We start from the raw sequence: 20,130 nt of genomic DNA, 5'->3' as shown, positions 1-20,130 counted from the left end.
GGACGCCCGGGTCCGCGGCGTCAGTCGGTCTCGTTGGGCATCACGCGGGTGACGCGGCCCTGCGGGTCCGCCTCCAGGTAGCCCACCTCGTGGTAGTCGTTGGTGAGGTAGACGGCGAGGCCCAACGGGGTCTCGAACGTCGGGTCGGGGGCCCGCACGGTGGCGTAGCGGACGGTGACGTCCTCGACGCCCAGCCGGTCCTCGGCCGTCCTCAGCAGCGCGGGGAGGGTGTCCCAGTCGAGGTCGTCGATGCTGAAGGGGCTCTCCGTCGCGCTCACCGAGCCGCGGATGATGCCCTTCTCCGCGCCGGTGGCGGTGCGGTAGGTCCAGCTGTCGTAGCGGCTGTCGCTGCCGTCGACCATGACGTTCGCCGAGACGTGCTCGGCGTACACGGTGAAGGAGCTCATCCGGTCGGTGCCGGTCGCCTCCTTGAGCGCGGCCACGGCGGTGCGGACGCCGTCCGGGGTGAGGAGGTCCGCCGCCGAATCCCGGGCCGGACGGGCGGTCCCGGTGGGCTCGGCCGTCCCCGCACCCGGCTCCGGAGTGCCGGAGGCGGGGGTGTGGGGCCCGGCGGAGGGGCCGGGCGCCCTGGCCGCCGGGTCGCCGCTGCCGGCATCCCCCCACGACGCGACGGCCCACAGGACGCCGCCGGTCAGCGCGGCGGCGGGGAGGGCGATGTTCCACGCGAGACGCCGGGCACGGCCACGGCCGACCGGCACAGGCGCGGTCGGCGGGGAGGCCGGTGGGGCGAGGGGGTAGGAGGTGGGGGTGTCCTCGTCGGCCGGGGCGGCCGGGGCGGCCGGGGCGGCCGGGGCGGGCGGGGCGGGGACGGGCGGCGGGCCCGGACGTGCCTGCTCGGCCGCCGCGAGGAGGTCGTCCAGCGCGGCGGCGGAGGGCCGCGCGGCCGGGTCCCTGCGGAGGACGGCGTTCAGGGCGGGCGTCAGCGGCCCGGCCTGGGCGGGCGGCGGCAGTTCCTCGTTCAGGACGGCCGCCAGGGTGGCGAGGGTGCTGGAGCGGCGCAGCGGATGGGCGCCCTCCACGGCGACGTAGAGCATCATCGCCAGCGACCACAGGTCGGCGGCGGGTCCGCCCGGTGAGCCGGAGATGCGCTCGGGGGCCATGTAGTCGGGCGTGCCGATGACGGAGCCGGTGGCGGTGAGCGCCGTCGCCTCGCGGACGGCGGCGATGCCGAAGTCGGTCAGGACGGCGCGCCCGTCCGGCCGCAGGAGGACGTTGGCGGGTTTGACGTCGCGGTGCTGGACGCCGGCCGCGTGGGCGGCCCGCAGTCCGGAGAGCACCTCGCGGCCGAGGCGGGCCGCCGCGTCGGGGGTCAGCGGGCCGCGGGCCAGCCGCTCGGCCAGGGAGCCCCCGGTGACGAGTTCCAGGACGAGCCAGGGGTAGTGGTGATCGGCGCCGTCCACGACGTGGTGGACGGTGACGACGTGCGGATGGTCGACGCGGGCCAGCGCCCGGGCCTCCCGCAGCACTCGGGCGCGCAGCGTCGCCGCCGCGTCGGGGTCGTACTCGGCGAGGTCCGGGTCGGAGGGCCGGACCTCCTTCAGCGCCACGGCCCGGTCCAGCACGAGGTCGCGTGCCCGCCACACCGTGCCCATGCCGCCGCCCCCGAGGCGTGCCTCCAGTGCGAAGCGCCCGTCGATGACCCGTCTGCCGGGCTCCCCCTGCGTCATGGAAGGGATGCTACGAGAGGGCCCTCAGCACGGCGGTCCCGGCCCCGCGCCCGCCGTTGCGGCGGTGCGGGGCCGGGCGTCCGCCTCGGGCGGCGTGGTCAGGCGGCGGGGCCCGCTTCCTGGTGGGCCATGTGGCGCTCCTCCCCGAACTCGGGGAAGAGGCCCCGGAACGCGACCGCTCCGCCGTACTCGTGCACGAGGCGTCCGGCGTTCTCGTGGGCCAGGTGGGTCGCCTCGGTCCGGACGGGGACGCCCAGGGCGTCGGCGCGTTCCAGGAGGCCCTGGACGAGGGGGCGCATCTGCGCGGACAGCCGGCTGCAGGCGCCGGAGGGGCTGATCACCTCGCCCAGGATGACCCACCAGGCCCCGGCGGCGGCACCGGTGTTGGCGACGAAGTCGGGGACGACGGTCACGCCGCGCCCCAGCAGGCGCTGCTCGGCCTCGGGGGTGGTCGGCACGTTGGCGGCCTCCACGACGAGCGGGGCCGTGATGAGGTCGCAGTTGTCGGCGGTGATCGTGTAGGACACGGCGGCGGGGACCAGCACGTCCACGTCCAGGCCCAGCCACGCGTCGCCGGGGCACTCGACGTCGTCCTCCCGAAGCACCGTCCGGTCGATCACGCCGGACGGGCTGCGGGCGGCCAGCAGGGCCTCCACGTCCAGGCCGCGGGAGGTGTTGAGGACGAGACCGCGGGCGTCGGTGATTCCGACGACCGTCACCCCGGCGCGGGCGAGGTAGAGGGCCGTGGAGCCGCCCATGGCGCCGAAGCCCTGCACGGCCGCGCGGGCGGAGGCGGCCGGGACGCGCCGCTGTTCCAGGGCAGCCAGCGCCGCCTCGGCGACGCCGTAGCCGCCGATGAGTTCGCCCAGGAGCAGCCCGTCGGTGCGGGCGGTGAACGCCTGGCGGACGCGGGAGCGCGCGTCCGCCTCGTCGGGGGCACGGACCATGGCGGCGTGCAGGGAGGTGTCGCCCAGGCCGATGCGGACGAAGGCCCGGTCGAGCTGGTCCTGCGGGGTGCCGAGGTCGCCCGCCGTCACCCAGAAGCGTTCGAGGAGCGGCCGGACGGCCTGCAGGAAGCGCTCCCGGACGGACTCGGCCCTCGGGTCGGCGGGGTCGAAGTCGATGCCGCCCTTGGCGCCGCCGACGTGGAGGTCGAAGACGCCCATCTTCAGCGTCATCTCCCGCGCGAGCGCCGCGACCTCGTCGCGGGTGCAGCCCGGCCGCATGCGCAGCCCGCCGGTGGCGATGCCGGTGATCAGCCGGTCGATCACGACGTGGCCTCGGGCGGTGGTCTCCGGGTCGTGCCAGGTGATCTCCAGATACGGCTGATCGCGGGCCTGAAGAGGGGTCTCGACAACGGTTTCCAGCACGGGGCACTCACCCTTTCCAGCCACTGAGCAGCACGAGATCGACGCCGGTGCCCCGGTCGGCGCGTACGCCGTCGGCCCGGGGGCACAGCGAGGAGGTTCCTTTCGGGGTCACGAAGGTCGGCTCGCGTGGGAGCCGAAAACGTTCACGAGCAGGCTGAGGAGCCCGAGGGGGCGGAAGAGTCCGCACGACCGATAACACGTAGCGCCGGGACACCGGAGGAACGCGGATGATGGCGTCGCAGGGGTCCGTGACGCCCACTGTGAGCTGGGGGTTCGGGCGTTGTCAAGACATCCCGGATCCCGTTCCCCCACACGGGTACGGGGGTGGTCGCCGGGGTCGTCCGACGGGGCGTCGGGACGGGCTTTCGGGGGCGGTTCAGCCCTCGGTGAGCAGGCGTTCCACGGCGGAGCGGCAGCCTCCGCAGCCGGTGGTCGCGTGGGTCCGTCGGGCGACGTCGGCCGTGTCCCTGGCCCCTTCGCTCCGGCTGCGCCGGATGGCCTCGGCGGTCACGTGGGCACACCGGCAGACGACCGCGTCGGACGGCTCGGTGTCCTGCGCTCCGGCGGCGAGGCCGGGGAAGAGGAGCAGCCGGCGGTCCAGCGGTATGCGGGCTCCGGTCAGGTAGAGACGCGAGAGCGGGCCCGCCGGTGCGGCGTCGCCGAGCAGGACGGCCCCGACGACGCGCTCTCCGCGCACGACGATCCGCTGGTAGACGTGTCGGCCCGAGTGGGAGAAGTGCAGGACCTCGGCGTCGGGGTGCGCCTCCTCGGCCTCCACGTCACCCATGGCGGCCAGGTCGAGGCCCTCGGCCTTGAGCCGGGTGAGGGGCGCGGAGCCGGTGTAACCGGGGCCGGGGTCGCCGTCGGTGAGGGCCTCGGCGGCGATGCGGGCCTGTTCCCAGGCGGGTTCCACGAGGCCGTGGGCGACACCCCGGTGCTCGGCGCAGTCGCCGACGGCGTAGACGTCCGGCGCACTGGTGCGCAGGTGGTCGTCCACGACGACGCCGCGCGCCGTGGTCAGGCCGGCGGCGGCCGCGAGCTGGGTGTCGGGGCGGGCGCCGCAGGAGACGACGAGGAAGTCGCCGGGGACGTGCCGGCCGTCGGCGAGGACGAGGCCGCGCATCCGGCCGCCGCCGAGCACGCGCGCGGCCTGGGCCCCCGTCCAGCAGGTGACGCCGAGCTCGGCGAGGGCTCCGGCGAGCGCGGCGCCCGCGCCGGGGTCGAGCTGGCGCTCCATGAGGTGGCCCATGGCGTGCACGACGTGTACCTCCAGGCCCCGGGCGGCCAGCCCGCGGGCGGCCTCCAGGCCGAGCAGCCCGCCGCCGAGGACGATGGCGCGCCGCCGCCGGGAGGCCAGGTCCGCGATGCGGCGGCAGTCGTCCAGGGTGCGGAAGGCGACGGCGTCCGGGTGGAGGTGGCCGTCGTCCGAGACGAGCCCCTTGACCGGGGGCAGGACGGGGTTCGCGCCGGTCGCCAGCACGAGGCGGTCCCAGCGCAGCTCGCGGCCGTCGGCGAGGACGACCGAGCGCGCGGCGCGGTCGATGGCCGTGGCGCGGTGGCCGGTCAGCGGGGCGGGGAGGCCGTCGGGCCAGGGCAGGGTGAGGCGTTCGGCGTCCGGTCGTCCGGCCAGGAGGTTCGTCAGCAGGACGCGGTTGTAGGCGGCGTGGGGCTCGGCCCCGACCACCGTGACGTCCCACTCGGGGCGCGCGGCGTGCACCCGCGTGGCGACCCGGTGCCCGGCCATGCCGTTGCCGACGATCACGACGTGCTTCACAGCGGCTCCAGACGGACGGCGCACGCCTTGAACTCGGGCATGCGGGAGACCGGGTCGAGCGCGGCGTGGGTGAGGGAGTTGACGCGTCCCTCCCCGCCCCAGTGGAAGGGCACGAAGACGGTGTCCAGAGGCGCGGCCGGGACGACGCGGGTGACCGCCCGAACGGTGCCCCGGCGGCTGACCAGGCGGACGGGACCGCCGTCGGTGAGCCCGTGGCGGGCGGCGAGGTCGGGGTGGATCTCCGCGTAGACCTCGGGCTCGCGCGCGGTGAGGGAGGTGACGCGGCGGGTCTGCGCGCCCGACTGGTAGTGGGCGGCCGAGCGCCCCGTGGTGAGCAGCACGGGGTAGGCGTCGTCGGGCTCCTCGGCGAGGGGACGGTCCTCGACGGGCACGAAGCGGGCCCGGCCGTCGGCGTGCGCGAAGGCGTCGGTGAACATCCGCGGGGTGCCCGCCCCGTCCTCCTGCGAGGGGCAGGGCCAGAAGACGCCGTGCTCGGCGTCGATCCGCTCGTAGCTGATGCCCGAGTAGTCCGCCGGGCCGCCCCGGCTGGCCTCCCGCAACTCGGTGAAGACGGCGTGCGGGTCGCTCGGGAAGCCCCGGTCGTGGCCGAGCAGCCGGCTGAGGGCGGCGAGCACCTCCAGGTCGGTGCGGACGCCCGGTGGTGGGGGCAGCAGGCGGCGCCTGCGGATGACGCGGCCCTCCAGGTTCGTCATGGTGCCGTCCTCCTCGGCCCACTGCGCGACGGGCAGCACGACATCGGCGAGTCGGGCCGTCTCGCTGAGCACGACGTCCGCGACGACCAGCAGGTCGAGGGCGCGCAGGCGGTCGGTGACGCGTCCGGCGTGCGGCGCGGAGACCACCGGGTTGCTGCCGAGGACGAGCAGGCCGCGCGGCCCGCCCTCCGTGCCCAGGGAGTCGAGGAGCTCGAAGGCGCTCGGTCCGGGGGCGGGCAGGGTGTGCTCGGGCACGCCCCACACGGCGGCGACGTGGGCGCGGGCGGCGGGGTCGTCGAGGCGCCGGTAGCCGGGCAGTTGGTCGGCCTTCTGCCCGTGCTCGCGCCCGCCCTGGCCGTTGCCCTGCCCGGTCAGGCAGCCGTAGCCGGAGCCGGGCGTGCCGGGGAGCCCGAGGGCGAGGGCGAGGTTGATGAAGGCGGTGACGGTGTCGGTGCCCTTGCTGTGCTGCTCGGCTCCGCGCGCGGTGAGGACGTGGGCGCGCTCGGCCGCCGCGAGCAGCCGCACGGCCCGGCGCTGGTCGGCCACGGGCACGCCGGTGATCCGCTCGACCCGTTCGGGCCAGAACTCCGCGACGCTGTCCCGCGCCTGGTGGAAGCCGGTCGTGCGGCGCGCGATGTAGGCGTCGTCCGTGAGGCCCTCGGCCACGGCGAGGTGCAGCAGGCCGCAGGCCAGGGCGAGGTCGGTGCCGACCCGGGGCCGCAGGTGGAGGGTGGCCTCCTCGGCGGTGGCCGTGCGACGGGGGTCCACCACGACGAGGGCTCCCCCGGCCTCGCGCTGGCGGTGCAGGTGCCGCATGAAGGGCGGCATGGTCTCGGCCGGGTTGGCACCGACGAGCAGGACGGCGCCGGCGCCTTCCAGGTCCTCCAGCGGGAAGGGCAGGCCCCGGTCGAGGCCGAAGGCGCGGGTTCCGGCCGCCGCGGCGGAGGACATGCAGAAGCGGCCGTTGTAGTCGATCCGCGAGGTGCCGAGGACCGTCCGGGCGAACTTGCCGAGCAGGTAGGCCTTCTCGTTGGTCAGGCCGCCGCCGCCGAAGACGGCGACGGCGTCGGGCCCGTCGTCGCGGCGCAGGGCGACGGTCCGCTCCGCGACGCGGGCCAGCGCCTCGTCCCAGGTGGCCGGCTCCAGCGGGGCGCCCGGCGCCCGGCGCACCAGGGGGGTGGTGAGCCGGTGCGCCGGGGAGAGGAGTTCGGCCGCCGTCCGGCCCTTCGCGCACAGGCCGCCCCGGTTCGGGGGGAGGTCGCGCGGACGGACGTGGACGGTCCCCGAGGCGTCCTGGCCGAGCCACATGCCGCACTGCAGGGCGCAGTACGGGCAGTGGGTCGGGACCGCCTCGGGAGCGGCCGGTTCCGGGGGATCGTCCCGCACGCCGGCCCGTGTCACGGCAGGGGGACGGACTGGGGGAACCGGAAGAAGCCGTGCGGGTCGTAGGAGCGCTTGACCTGCCGCAGGCGCGGCAGGTTGGACCCGTAGTAGGCCTCCGCCCAGTTCTCCAGCGCGGTGTCGGGGAAGTTGACGTAGGAGCGCCCGTTGGAGTGCGGGTCGATCGCGGTGAAGATCCCGTCGAGCCAGTGCTGGGCGGCCTGCCGCTCCTCGGCGGGGGGCGTGGCCGAGGCGAGCGAGACGGTGCAGGTGGCGCTGTAGAGCGCGTCGCGGTGGACCCAGGCGGTGTCCCCGGTCGCGGGCAGGTTGGCGCGGGCGCCGAGCCCGAGGAGGCTGACGATCCGCGTCTGGCCCGCCCTGCGCTCCGCCTCGTACGCGGTGAGCAGGTCGGTGACGCCCTGCCGGGAGAGGTTGGCGTCGAACATGCGGCCCCGGTTCTTCACCCAGGCCTGGCGCGGCAGCGCGGCCTCCGGGTTGCTGCCGGTGAGGTGGCAGGCGTCGACGGTGCGGTCCTCGCAGCCGAAGACCCGCATCATCGCCCGCTCGTAGGAGAGTTCCTCCACCGCGCGGGTCGCCGGGGAGGTGCCCGCCAGCGAGACCAGCTCGGCGAGCTCCCGCTCCAGCTTCGCGACGCCGCCGAAGTGGACGCCGGTGATGATGACGGTCGGCCGGTTGCCCGGAGCGGCGTCCGGCAGCCGCAGGAGGGCGCCGCAGGCCAGGTCGCCGGAGGCCTGCTCGGCCCAGCGGAGGTAGGCGTGGACGACGTCGGGGGCGTCGTCCCAGTCCCAGGTCAGGACGTAGTGGCCGACGTGGGTGATCGGGTTGGCCTCGACCTCGAAGTGGGTGACGACGCCGAAGTTGCCGCCACCGCCGCCGCGCAGCGCCCAGTACAGGTCGGGGTGGGAGTCACGGGAGGCCGTCACGACCCGTCCGTCGGCCAGGACGACGCGCGCCGAGACGAGCTGGTCGCTGGCCGGCCCGTACTTGCGGTACTGCCAGCCCGTGCCGCCGCCGGTGATGAACCCGCCGGGGCTCACGCTCGGGCAGAAGCCGCCCGCCACGGCGACGCCGTGCGGCGCGAGTCGCTCGACGATGTCCACGCCCTGCGCACCGGTGCCGACCTTGGCCGTGCGCCCGCACGCCCGGACGCCGTTCATCCGGGTCATGTTGATGACCAGGCCCTCGCTGGTGGACCAGCCCCCGTAGTTGTGGCCGCCACTGCGGACGGCCGTGTGCAGCCCGTGGTGCTGGGCGAAGCGCAGCGTGCGGCTGACGTCGCGGGGGCTCTCCGCGAGGACGACGGCCTGCGGGTGGATGGTGTCGAACATGGCGGTGGCGAGCTTACGCGCCGGGTCGTACTGCGCCTGACCGGGGAGCACGACGTCCCCGGTGAGCCAGCTCTCCAGGCGGTGCCAGGGGACCGAGGAGCGACGCGGCTGGGCGGTCGCGCTCGGGACGGCCGCGAGCGGACCCGCCGCCGCGGCGAGGCCCGCGCCTGCTCCCAGAAGTGCCCTGCGGCTGATCATGTGGTGGTCCTTCCTTCGAAAGCGGGCCGGTCGGCCGGTCCGGCGTCCCGGCGGGTGGGCGGCAGGGGCTCCTCCAGGGTGCGCAGGAGCTCCCGCCAGCGGGCGGCCTGTTCGGGGGCGGCCGCCCGTACTCCGGTACCGATCCACGCGGAGACCGGCCGGATGCCGTGCAGGGCGTTGACCAGCCAGACCTCGTGCCCGGGCAGCTCCGCCGCCGTGACGGGGGCGGTCCGCACCGGGATGCCCCGGGCGGTGGCGAGGCCGGTGATCAACGCCTGCGTGACGCCTCCCAGTTGGTGCCGCCCGGCGTCGGCGGCGCACAGTGTCCCAGCGTCCCACCACAGCAGGCTGGCCGTGGTGGATTCGGTGAGGACGCCGGAGGGCAGCGCCAGCAGGAGGTCGTCGGCGCCCTCGCGCTGCGCCTCCCGCCGCAGTTCACCCAGGGCCGGCAGGTCCGGGCCCTTGCGGGCCGGGGCGCGCCGGGCGTCGGGACGGGGCGGCAGCAGCACGCGGATGTCGGACCTCAGGGGTGGCGCGGGCCGCACGCGGAGCCCGAGGACGCCGCCCTGGTGCAGCTCCGTGCGGGGGAACCAGGCGCCGTGCCGGGGCAGGGCGGCCAGGGCCGCGTCCCAGAAGCGGGCAGCGACCTCCTCGGGGACGCCCTCCTGGCGGCAGGCGCCGGTGAACCGGGCGCGGTGCGTCGACCGGCCGCGCATCCGGCCGTCGTCCACGAGCCAGGAGTCGGCGGCCAGCAGGGCGGGCTCGGGGCCCGGTTCCCCGGGCACCAGGCCGCGTGCGTCGTCCCAGACCCACCAGGGGGTCGGTGCGGTGTCCCCCACTCAGTACCGTCCGCTGGTGTTGGTGGCGGCCCCGGCGCGCGGGCCGTAGGGCGCCCTCTCCAGCCACTCGCCGCAGGAGGGGACGACCGGGGACAGGGCCGCGCCGGCCGCCTGCCGCAGCCGCGTGATGCGTCGCTTGGGCCGCAGGTGGTCGAGTGCGGTGCGGGCGGCATCGCTGTTGTAGAGGGCGGCCTCCCGGCGCAGCACGGCGAACTCGTCGATCGCCCGCACCCGGTCGTCCGGGGCGGCGAGCGCCTTGGCGACGCTCTCGGCGGCGGCCACGGAGTCGGCGATGCCGCTGTTCATGCCCCGCGCGCCGAAGGGCGGGAAGAGGTGGGACGCCTCCCCCACGAGCAGCACCCGCCGGTGGTGGTCGGCGAAGCGCTCGGCGACCAGGTGGAGGAAGTGGTACTTGGAGACCCACAGCACGCGGTCGGCGTACTTCGCGGGCACCACGCGCGGCACCCAGCGGCGCACGGCCTCCTCGTCGGCCCAGTCCTCGGGGGTGTCGTCGTCCTTGCACTGGACGTCGAGCTGGAACCCGCCGGCGAAGGGCACCCGCATCACGCTGCGCCCGTCGAGGCCGGGGTGTTCGTAGGTGAACACCCGCTCCAGCGGCATCGGGTCGTCCTCGTCCTCCTGGATGTCGACGACGACGTGGAAGGCGACGGAGCGGTCGCCGCGCATGGTGATGTCCTGCGAGCGCCGCACGGTGGAGCGCGCGCCGTCGGCGCCGATCACGTACTGGCCGTGCCACACGCCCTCCCCGGCGTGCACCTCCACGCCCTCGGCGGAGGAGCGCACGTCCCGCACCGGCGCGCCCCACCGGAAGCGCACCCCCGCCCGGTGACAGGCCGCGAGCAGGTGCCGCTCGGTCTCGACCTGCCGCAGGCTGGTGAAGGGCGGCGCGGCGCCGGGGGTGCCCGCGCCGGCGGCGCGGGCCGGGTAGGTCCGGGCGAACACCTCGCGGCCCCGGTAGACCGTGCGGCGGGTCGGCCACACGACGCCGTGGCTGACCAGCGTCTCGTCCAGGCCGGGGCTGATGCGGCCCAGCAGCCGCAGCGACTCGCGGTGGACGAACAGCGCGCGGCTGCCGGGCCGGACCCGGTCCTCCGGCTCGGCCTCCAGCAGGGTGACGGGCAGTCCGTGGCTGCGCAGGGCCAGTGCGGCGGTCAGCCCCACCGGGCCGGCGCCGATCACCAGCACCGGAAGCACGTCCTGCGTCGGCTGGTCTTCGGTCATGGGTGTTCCCCTCGGTCTTCCGTCGCGGCGGGGCGCGTCAGTCGTCGGCGTTCAGGACGGGCACGCGGTTCTCGCGCAGCATCTGGGTGATCTCCACCCGCCGGACCTTCCAGGTGGAGGTGCGCGGCACCTCGCTGAAGGGCCAGTGCAGCGGGGGCGCGAGCGCCGGCAGGTCGGCGGTGGCCTTCGCCCAGCGGTCGGTGTCCAGGGGGGCGTCCCGGCGCGTGCAGATGACGGGGACGGGCTCGCCGTCGGTCCCGATCACGATGATCGCTTCGAGGAGTTCGGGCAGCCGCGACATCAGCACGTCCTCGACCTCGAGGTTGCTGTCGATGTCGTCGATGCGGTCGATCTCCCGGTCGATGAGGTGGAGCTTGCCGAAGCGGCCGAGGTGGCCCATGTCGCCCAGCCGCCACCAGCCGTCGTTCTTGTTCCGCAGGTAGCGCTCGTGCTCGCCGAGGTAGGTCATCACGGTGCTGCGGCCGCGCAGTTCGAGATGGCCCGCGGTTCCCTTGGGCACCGGGCGGCCCGCGTCGTCCACGACGCGCACCCGGATGAAGCCGGGCAGGACGTAGCCGACGTCCCGGCCGTCCATGCGGCTGGCGCCCTTCTCGGTGTAGACGGCGCCGGAGATCGGGCCGGTCTCGCTCTGCCCGTAGAGCTGGACGAGCATGGGGCGGCGGCGCCGGGAGGCGGCCAGCAGCCGCTGGATGGTGCGCGGGTGGATGGCGTCGAAGGTGCTGCTGTAGTAGCGGACGCTGGCGAGGGGCGAGCCCGCCGCGGTCGCCAGCTCCTCCCACTGGATGAAGTTGTTGGGGTGGGTCTCCACCAGTCCGGGCCGGTGCCGCACGAACGTGGGAGCGATCTTGTCGGGGTCCGGGTCGTGGAGGACGACGAGCGGGTTGCCGTAGTTCAGGAACACCCCGAGGGAGTGGAAGAAGCGCGAGTGCACGAAGGACATGCACAGCGCGACCGTCTCCTTGCGGCGCACGGGCCAGGCCATGATCTGCTGCGGCAGCAGCCGGTGGAACAGCCCCCGGGCGTTGTGCACCATCAGCTTGGAGACGCCGGTCGTCCCGGAGGTGTGGGTGATGAGCGTCGGGTGCGTGGGGTGCATGGTCACCGGGGAGCGCCGGGGGGCGTCCTCGACGGCGGCGATCAGCCGCAGCCCGTCGTGCTCGTCGGTGCCGGCCAGCAGCGTCTCGTGGGTCAACTCGCGCACCGGGACGCCGTCGAGCGGCCCGGCCAGCTTCGCGGCGTCGGTGATCAGCCACGGCTGGTCCAGCCGCTCCAGCAGCTTGCCGACGATCTCGCCCGGGAGGGCGGCCGAGATCATCACGGGGACGCCGCCGATCCGGGACACGGCGCTGGCCAGCAGGGATATGTCGAAGTTGTCGCTCTTGTGCACGGCGACGCGTTCGCTGGGCCGCACGCCCATCCGCCACAGCCGTGCGGAGAGGTCGGCGACGACGTCCGCGACCGACGCGTACGTGAAGTGGGTGCCGAGCGTGGGCAGGGTCGCCAGCGGCTCGTCCAGGGTCACGGGCGCGGCGGGGAACTTCCGGGCCGCCTTCTCCCACATGAGGCCGACGTAGAAGGCGGATTCCGGCAGACGATCGAGGAACATCTCAGGCTGCTTTCTTCTCTGGCGCGGGGGCGGGGGGAACGGGTACGGACGGGGCTCCGGGTGGCCGGACGCGGGGCCGGGACGTCACCAACTGCCGCCGCGCAGCAGGTAGCGCTGGATCTTCCCGGTGGCGGTGCGCGGCAGGGCGCTCACCACCTCCACGCCGCGCGGCACCTTGAAGGCCGCCAGTTCCGCGCGGGCCGTGGCGAGCAGTGCGGCGGCGACCTCCTCCTGCGGGTCGGCCGTGCCGGGGCGCAGGACGACGAAGGCCCGCAGCTTGGTGGCGCCCCGGTCGTCGGGGACCCCGGCGACCGCCACGTCCAGCACGGCGGGGTGCCGGGCCAGGAGGCGTTCGATCTCCACCGGCGAGACGGTGATGCCGCCGATCATCTCCAGGTCGTCGGTGCGGCCCAGGTGGACGAGGGTGCCGTCGGGGTTCCGGACGGCGCGGTCGCGGGTGTTGAGCCAGCCGTCGACGATGGTCGCCCGGGTGACCTCCGGCAGCCCGTGGTAGCCGGGCGTCACGGTCGGCCCGCTCACCCACAGCTCGCCCGCCTCCCCGTCCTGGACGGGCTTGCCGTGCTTGTCGCGGATCTCGGCGGCGAAGCCGGGTACCGGGCGGCCGACCGTGCCGGGGGTGTGCGCGGCCGGCCCGTTGGTGGCGATCGCGTGTCCGGCCTCGGTGGAGCCGAGCTGGTCGTAGACGGGCGCCCCGAGGAACTCCGTCACCCGTTCGCCGAGTTCGGGTGTGAGGCGCTCGCCCGCCGACACGGCCGCGCGGACGGTGCGGAAGGCGTCGGGGGACGTTTCCGCGAGGAGGTTGGCGTAGGCCGAGGGCACGGCGAAGAGGTAGGTGACGCCGTGGCGGGCCACGAGTTCGGCGATCCGGGCCGGCTTGGGCGGGCCCGGCTCCAGGACGGCCGCGCCGCCCGAACAGAGCGGGAAGGCGAGGGCGTTGCCGAGACCGTAGGCGAAGAAGAGCTTGGACACCGACAGCAGGACGTCGTCGGGGCCGATCTCCAGCACCTGGGCCCCGGCGCCGCTGTGGTAGCGCTCCAGGTCCCGGTGCCGGTGCAGCACGCCCTTGGGGGAGCCGGTGGTGCCGGAGGTGTACTGGAGGTAGAGGGGGTGGTCGCCGCCGACCGGGGCCGCCGGGGCGGGTTCCCCGCCCTCGGCGGCCTCCAGCAGCGCCTCGGGGGTGAGGTGGGGCACGCCGGGGAAGTGGTCGGCGGTCTCCTCACGCGTCACGACGAGCACGGGCCCGCTGTCGCGGACGAGGTGGGCGTGGTCGGCCGCCGTCAGCGCCGGGTTGGTGACGACGGCGACGGCGCCGAGCCGCGCCGTGGCCAGGAACGCGGCGACCCAGGCGATGCCGTCGGTCAGGGCCAGGCACACCCGGCTCCACTGGCGCACGCCCCGCTCGGCGAGGACGGTGGCCGTCCGCGCCGCGAGCGCGTGGACCTCCCCGTGGGTGACGCTCACGTCGTCCTCGTGGAACGCCGGACGTCCGTCCCACCGCTCGCGCGTGCAGAGGTCGGCCAGCGCTGCCGCCGCGTTGCCCGCGGTCGTCGCGTTCATCCTTCGGCTCCTGTCGTCGTCGGGTCCCGGCTGGTGGGTGGAGGGGGCGTCAGCCCGGCAGCGGCACCTGCGCGCTGTCGGCCGTCTCCCCGGCGGCGTGGGCCCGCAGCGGGGCGGCGGCCTTGAGGAGCACCTCGTCGTACTCGGCGTCGGCGTCCGAGTCGAGGACGATGGCCCCGCCCGCGCCGACCCGCCAGCGTCCGTCGCTGCGCACGGCGGTGCGGATGACGATGTTCAGGTCGGCCGTGCCGTTCGTGGACAGGAACCCGATGGCCCCGGAGTAGACCCCCCGCGCCTCGTCCTCCAGGGAGTCGATGATCTCCATCGTGCGCAGTTTGGGGGCGCCGGTCATGGAGCCGCCGGGGAAGCAGGCCCGCACGACGTCGATCACGTCGTTCTCGGGACGGACGCGCCCGCACACGGTGGACACGAGCTGGTGCACCGTGGTGTAGGTCTCGGCCGCCATCAGCCGGGGCACGTGGACGCTGCCGATCTCGCACACCCGGCCGAGGTCGTTGCGCAGGAGGTCCACGATCATGAGGTTCTCGGCGCGGGTCTTGGCGTCGGCCGCGAGCGAGTCGCGCAGCCGCACGTCCTCCTGCGGGTCCGGGCTGCGGTGGACCGTCCCCTTGATCGGCTTGGTCTCCACCACCCGGGACCGGTCGATGGACAGGAACCGCTCGGGGGAGGAACTCGCCACCTCGACGTCGCCCAGCCGCAGGTAGGCGGCGTAGGGGGCGGGGTTGAGGCGGCGCAGGGCGCGGTAGTACGCGTAGCCGTCCCCGTCGGCGGCGGGCAGCCACGCGGAGGTGGTCAGGCAGACCTCGTAGCTCTCCCCGGCGTGCAGGTAGCGCTGGATCTCCGCGATCCGGGCCCGGTACTGCTCGCGGTCGTGCAGCAGCCAGGATCCGGCGTCGGTGCCGGGGGGCGGCGGGACGGGCGACACCGGCGGGAGGGAGAGCAGCGAGGCCACCGCCGCGTCCGCCCAGCGCGCCGCCGCGACCTCGGTGTCGGGGTCGGAGAGCGCGACGACGTAGGTGCACTCCTCGAAGTGGTCCACGACGACGAAGCGGTCCACGAAGAGCCACATCGCGTCGGGCACGGGCGAGGTGTGGCGGTTGACGGAGCCGAGGTCGCCCTTGAGCTCGTAGCCGAAGTACCCCACGTAGCCGCCGGAGAAGTCGAACGGCACGTCCGTCAGGTCCACCCGGCGCCGGCGCAGCTGGCGCTGGAGGTAGTCGAAGATGTCGCCGGGGACCGGACGCGCGGGGTGTCCGGCACGTTCGACGACGACGGCCTTCTCGCCGGTGCGGTAGCGGACGAGCTCGGCCAGCGGGCCGGAGGCGTCGCCCATGAAGGAGAACCGGGACCGGCCGGGCTCGACGTGGGCGCTGTCGAGCCAGAACGCGGGGGCGGCGGAGTCGCTGTAGAGGTGGGTGAAGGCGGCCTCGGTGTCCACGGCGGTCTCGATGGTGCGCAGGTGCACCCGCAGTCCGGCGGACGGTTCGTCGGGCCGGACGCCGGGCGCCTGGGCCTTCGGCGGCGCGGGGGCGGGCGGCGCGGCCGGGGAGGTCGGGGCGGGGGCGCGGTCGGCCGGGGCGCCGGTGCCGCGCCGGAGGGTGAGGTCGCGGAAGTTCGCCAGGAGCTGCCGGCCGTACTCGGTGCACACCGACTCGGGATGGAACTGCACCCCCCACAGCGGCCTGGTGCGGTGCCGCAGCCCCATGATGACGCCGTCCTCCGACCAGGCCGTGGCCTCCAGCTCCGGCGGCAGCGGCTCGGCCACGCTCAGGGAGTGGTAGCGCACCGCCGTGAAGTCCTGCGGCAGACCGGCGAAGACGTCCTCGCCGTGGTGCCGGACGGTGCTCAGGTAGCCGTGTCGCGGCTGCGGGGCGGGGACGACGGCGGCTCCCGCCCCCAGGCCGATGCCCTGGTGCCCCAGGCAGACGCCGAGGACGGGAATCTCGCTGCGTTCCAGCACGTCGGTGGCGATGCCGAAGTCGCGCGCCCTGCCGGGGTGGCCGGGGCCTGGTGAGACGACGACGTTGTCGAAGTCGGACAGCTCCGGAACGGCGGTGGCCGGTGCGTCGTTGGTGATCACTACGGGCTCGGCACCGTTGACCTCGGCGATCAGCTGGAAGAGGTTGTAGGTGTACGAGTCGTAGTTGTCGATCAGCAGAGTGCGCATGCGTGTCGCTTTCTGCCGAAGTCACGTACCTCCGGCTCGGGTGGGGAAAGGGCTCAGTGGTGGCGCAGCAGGTCGGCCACGGCCTCGATGACGTGGAACGCCTGGGCGTTGCTGAGCCGCGGGTCGCACAGGGTGCGGTAGGCCTGGGTGAGCTGCTCCTCGGAGGAGGGGCCGCCGGGGCCGAGGCACTCGGTGACCTCCTCGCCGGCGATCTCCAGGTGCACGCCTCCGGGCCAGACGCCCGCCCGGCCCAGCACCTCGAAGAACCCGGTGATCTCGGTGAGGACGTCGGCGACCCGGCGGGTCTTGAGTCCGTTCCCGAGGGTGACGGTGTTGCCGTGCATGGGATCGCACAGCCACGCGACGTCGTGTCCGGCCCCGCGCACCGCGCGGACGAGGGCGGGCAGCCGGTCCCGTACCTGACCGGCGCCGAGACGGCTGATGAGGGTGAGCCGTCCGGGCGTGCGGTGCGGGTCGATGCGTGCGCAGACCCGCAGCAGGTCCTCCTCCCGGGTGCCGGGCCCGACCTTGCACGCGACGGGGTTGGCGATGCCGGCGAGGAAGGCCACGTGGGCGCCGCCCACCTGACGCGTGCGGTCGCCGATCCACGGGAAGTGCGTGGAGAGCAGGTACTGCTGCCCGGTGTGCGGGTCCCGCCGCACCAGGGGCTGTTCGTAGTCCAGGACGAGGGCCTCGTGGCTGGTCCACAGCCCCGTGCGGGTCCAGCCCTCCGGGCCGGGCACCGTCTGGCCGTAGTCGCGCAGCACGGACCGCAGGCTGCCGTCCCACGTCCGCACCGGGTAGGCGCTGCCGCCGCGCCCGCCGTTCAGCTCGCGCAGGGCCTGCTCCCCCGCCGACGCGTGGGCCAGCAGGCGCAGTTCGTTCATCACGGCGCGCGAGGTGGAGTAGGCGAGTTCCATCCGGGCGGGGTCGGCCGTCCGGGACGCCTCGTCGGGCGCGTGCCCGTTCACCAGGTCGCCCCGGTAGACGGGCAGGGCGCGGCCCTCGTACCACTCGACGGGCTTGGAGCGCGGTTTGGCGTGCTGGCCGGCGATGCGGCCGACGGTGACGGTCGGCAGGTCCAGCCGCTCGCTGAGGAGTTCCGCCAGCGCGCCGATGACCTCGTGCTTGGCCCGGACCGCGTGGACGGCGGCGGGGCCGGTGGGTTCGGCGCAGTCGCCGGCCTGGAGCAGGAAGGCGCGGCCCGCGCGGACGTCCACGAGGGCGGAGCCGAGCCGCCGCACGTCGGCCGGGGCCGTGAGGGCGGGCCACAGGGCGAGCCGGTCCTGGACCCGGGCGGCGGCGGAGGCGTCGGGCCACTCCGGCTGCTGTTCGGCGGGCAGGTGCCGCCAGTGCAGGCCGGGGAGCGGAAGGGCCGCGGCCCCGGCGTGGGCGTCGGAATGGGTCGGGGGCGCAGGTGCGAAATCGGTCGTGGTCACCCGTTCATCTCTTCCGTGGACGTGGCGGGCACGGAGCCCGCCGGCGGCGGGCTCAGCTCTCCGGCGCAGCGGAGACCAGGCCCTTCGGTTCGAGCAGGAACTGGGCGAGACTGCCGTCGTGGGGGATCTCGGGGACCGAGGTCCAGGGCCGGACCCGGCCGGTCACGACCTTGCGGACGCTCGGCTCCCGCAGGACCCGCTCGGCCAGCTCGGCGTGCTCGTCGGGCAGCGAGACGACCAGCGACTCGCGCAGCGGGGCGGTGCCGTCCCGGGGGTGCCAGGGGGCCACGACGACGAAGGGGAAGCCGAGTTCCGTGCCGACGATCGGTGCGGTCGCCTCGCTCACCGACACGACGAGCGGACGCATGACGGCGCTGCCGTCTCCCGGGTCGCCGCAGAGGCCGTCGGGGTACCGGTGGGTGCTGTGGTCGACCGCGCCCTCCGTCATTCCGGTGAGGTGCTCGGCCAGCAGCGCCCCGCTCTCCCGTGCCATGGCGGGCAGCGTGGCCGCCGGGTCGGTGACCGGACGGACCGGCAGGGCGGCAAGGCGCTCGGCCAGCGCGTCCGCGAGCGGGGCGACGGGCCCGCTGGTGAGGACCAGGGAGATGTTGTTGCAGCGCACGCCGCCGTCGTCGGCGATCCACTCGACGAGGTCGCCGAGCAGGCCCTCGTCCTGCGCGGCGGCGGGGCCGACCAGGACCTTGCTGCGGCCCGGGCCCCGGACGAGGACGTCACGCCGTGCGCCGAACCGCTCCGCGGCGGCCGGGCCGCCGTAGACGAGGCCCAGGTCCGCCTCGGCGAGGAGGTGCTCGCCCACCTCGTGGCCACCCGGCAGGAGGGCCGCGCGGTCGGGTCCGGTGCCCGCCGCGAGCAGGGCCGCGAACAGCCGCCGGGGGGTGAAGGGGTCCTTGCTGCCGGGGCGCACCAGGACCGAGACGCCCATCGCCAGGGCGCGCACCCAGGTGACGTTCGGCTCGGGGTGGTTGTTGGGGACGACGGCCGCCAGCAGGTCGCCGCGCGGGAGCCAGCGGGTGGCGAAGCCGGGTTCGGCGAACGGAGCCGGCAGCTCGGCCTGGTTGAGCCGCTCGATCCGGCCCAGCTGAGCCCGGATGCCCTCGATGGCCCGGTGGACGGCGCCCAGCGGCGTACCGGTGGCCAGCGTGACGCGGCGCCCGTACTCCTCGGGCGTCTCCCCCTCCAGCTCGGCGGTGGCGAACAGTTCGCCCGCCTTGGCGAAGACGGACGCGTCGGGCGCGGGGTCGGCGGCACCGGCGCGCACCCGGTTGAGGGCGGCCTGGGCTAGCAGCCGCGGAGCGAGGCCCACGGACGCGAGCGGCATGCCGTCCACACCGGTCAGCGTCGAGCGGTCCCGGCTGTCCACCTCGCGCCCGGAGATGACCGGGTTGACCACGGGCAGCGCGCTCATCAGTAGACCCCTTCCACGACGGTCGGCGCGTCGTCGGTGCGCAGGGGGGCGATGTCGGCCAGCCCGTCGACGGTGTCCCCGGACGCCGGGCGCACCCGGATGGCGGTGTCCCGCTCCAGCACGTTCGGCAGGAACATGTCGTGGCTCAGCTGGTGCATCAGGACCTGTCCGCGCCGGCCGTACTCGACCTCCTCGCCCGTGTCGGGGTCCAGGACCTCGACCACGGACTGCGGGAAGTAGGGCCGGAAGACGCAGGGGTGCTCGTCGCCCTCCTCGGGCGGACGCTGGGGCGCGATGCCCATGATCGTGTTGCCGTAGATGGCGGCGACCTTCGCCCGGGGGAAGAAGAACTCCTCGACCTGGCGAAGCGATTCGGCACTCATGCTCGTCCCCGCCCACAGGATGCCCTCGACGGTGGAGGCCAGGCGCTCGTGCAGGGAGGACCGCGCGCAGACGGCCTCCAGCACGGGCGGGGTGATGAAGAGCGTCTTGATCTCCTGGGAGCGGACCACCAGCTCCATCTGGTCCAGCAGGTACTCGCGGTACTCGGCGGCCAGGTCGGTGCGCCCGGAGCCGATGAGCCGCTTCACCCAGCGGGGGTCGAAGTCCAGGGTGAAGCAGACACCGCCGCGCAGCTGGGCGAGGTGCCGCACGGTGCGCCCGACGACGTGCGGGCCGGTGGGGCCGACGTGCAGCCAGTGGCCGGTGGCGGGGAAGCCGTGCTCCGCGAGCACCTCGCTCACCCAGTCGACGTTCCGGGTGCGCGCGGTGCTGTCGACGATGCGCTTCGGCGCGCCGACCGTGCCGCCGGACTCGAAGACGTCGAAGGACGCGGCGTCGGCGCCCTTGGGGAAGAGCTCCTCGACCGGGACGGTGCGCAGTTCGTCGCTGACGTCGGGGAAGCGGCGCAGGTCGGCCAGGCCGGTGATGTCGGTCAACGGGTCGAAGCCGAGACTTCCCGTCCTGTTCAGCCAGAACGGCGAACCGGTGGCGGGCTCGAAGTGCCACCGCATCATCGCGTTCAGGTGCGCGGCGACGGCGGCCTCGTCCTGCGGCCGTGACGTGCCAGGGGTCAGCTCAGGCATGTTGATCTGCGGCCCTTCATCGGTCGGTCCCGGATCACCGTCGGAGCGCGGCGGGACGGATCCGGAGGTGGAAACGTGGCGGACCGCGGGAAGGTCGGACGCCTGGACGGCAGCCCGCACCGGCGAAACCCGCGGCGTGGAGCACGTCGTGCTGTGGTGCAGGTGGTTGGTGGTGCAGGTGGTGCTGGTGGTCAGCCAGGGAAATGTGGTCACGCGTCGAACCGGACCGTGCGT

The 20,130-nt window shown here is 74.9% G+C and carries 13 protein-coding genes; all 13 read right to left on the bottom strand.

Translation table 11 applies throughout. The annotated features are described in order from the left end of the window. Window positions 1-20: 20 nt before the first annotated feature. The 13 genes from IF129_RS14670 to IF129_RS14610 all read right to left on the bottom strand — a co-directional run bounded on the left by IF129_RS14670 (window position 21) and on the right by IF129_RS14610 (window position 19,896). On the bottom strand, window positions 21-1,688 hold the full coding sequence (locus tag IF129_RS14670) for a serine/threonine-protein kinase (protein ID WP_191210079.1): 1,668 nt from the start codon (window positions 1,686-1,688) through the stop codon (window positions 21-23). 98 nt (window positions 1,689-1,786) lie between these two features. After that, window positions 1,787-3,058, bottom strand: a complete 1,272-nt coding sequence (locus IF129_RS14665) for a Glu/Leu/Phe/Val dehydrogenase (protein ID WP_191210078.1) — start codon at window positions 3,056-3,058, stop codon at window positions 1,787-1,789. Between the two features lie 376 nt (window positions 3,059-3,434). Further along, complete coding sequence (locus tag IF129_RS14660; protein ID WP_191210077.1) at window positions 3,435-4,832, bottom strand: FAD-dependent oxidoreductase; 1,398 nt, start codon at window positions 4,830-4,832, stop codon at window positions 3,435-3,437. After that, entirely contained in the window at window positions 4,829-6,931 is a 2,103-nt protein-coding gene (locus IF129_RS14655) for a molybdopterin oxidoreductase family protein (protein WP_318153746.1), read from the bottom strand. Before IF129_RS14655 ends, IF129_RS14660 begins: the two co-directional genes overlap by 4 nt. Window positions 6,932-6,942: 11 nt before the next feature. Next, complete coding sequence (locus tag IF129_RS14650) at window positions 6,943-8,472, bottom strand: FAD-binding oxidoreductase (protein ID WP_191210076.1); 1,530 nt, start codon at window positions 8,470-8,472, stop codon at window positions 6,943-6,945. Next, window positions 8,469-9,311, bottom strand: coding sequence for an aminotransferase class IV (locus IF129_RS14645; protein ID WP_318153745.1), 843 nt, complete (start codon window positions 9,309-9,311; stop codon window positions 8,469-8,471). Before IF129_RS14645 ends, IF129_RS14650 begins: the two co-directional genes overlap by 4 nt. Then, complete coding sequence (locus IF129_RS14640; protein ID WP_191210075.1) at window positions 9,312-10,553, bottom strand: FAD-dependent oxidoreductase; 1,242 nt, start codon at window positions 10,551-10,553, stop codon at window positions 9,312-9,314. Window positions 10,554-10,590: 37 nt separating this feature from the next. Further along, window positions 10,591-12,180: a class I adenylate-forming enzyme family protein gene (locus IF129_RS14635; protein ID WP_191210074.1), complete on the bottom strand. Its 1,590-nt coding sequence runs from the start codon at window positions 12,178-12,180 to the stop codon at window positions 10,591-10,593. An 84-nt stretch (window positions 12,181-12,264) separates the two neighbouring features. Continuing rightward, window positions 12,265-13,758: an AMP-binding protein gene (locus IF129_RS14630; protein WP_191210073.1), complete on the bottom strand. Its 1,494-nt coding sequence runs from the start codon at window positions 13,756-13,758 to the stop codon at window positions 12,265-12,267. 49 nt (window positions 13,759-13,807) lie between these two features. Beyond that, window positions 13,808-15,946 carry an aminodeoxychorismate synthase gene (gene pabB, locus IF129_RS14625; RefSeq protein ID WP_191210072.1) on the bottom strand — a complete coding sequence of 713 codons (2,139 nt, stop codon included), beginning with the start codon at window positions 15,944-15,946 and terminating at the stop codon, window positions 13,808-13,810. A 53-nt stretch (window positions 15,947-15,999) separates the two neighbouring features. Next, window positions 16,000-17,385, bottom strand: coding sequence for a 3-deoxy-7-phosphoheptulonate synthase (locus tag IF129_RS14620; RefSeq protein WP_191210071.1), 1,386 nt, complete (start codon window positions 17,383-17,385; stop codon window positions 16,000-16,002). A 52-nt stretch (window positions 17,386-17,437) separates the two neighbouring features. Beyond that, window positions 17,438-18,811, bottom strand: a complete 1,374-nt coding sequence (locus IF129_RS14615; RefSeq protein WP_191210070.1) for an aldehyde dehydrogenase family protein — start codon at window positions 18,809-18,811, stop codon at window positions 17,438-17,440. Then, window positions 18,811-19,896 carry an AMP-binding protein gene (locus tag IF129_RS14610; protein ID WP_191210069.1) on the bottom strand — a complete coding sequence of 362 codons (1,086 nt, stop codon included), beginning with the start codon at window positions 19,894-19,896 and terminating at the stop codon, window positions 18,811-18,813. The genes IF129_RS14615 and IF129_RS14610 overlap by 1 nt, the downstream gene beginning before the upstream one ends. Window positions 19,897-20,130 lie beyond the last annotated feature (234 nt).

The organism is Streptomyces chumphonensis (genome assembly GCF_014779715.1).
GTDB lineage: Bacteria > Actinomycetota > Actinomycetes > Streptomycetales > Streptomycetaceae > Streptomyces > Streptomyces chumphonensis.
The sequence above is the reverse complement of the archived record's forward strand: the minus strand, read 5'-3'. Positions and strand labels throughout refer to the sequence as shown.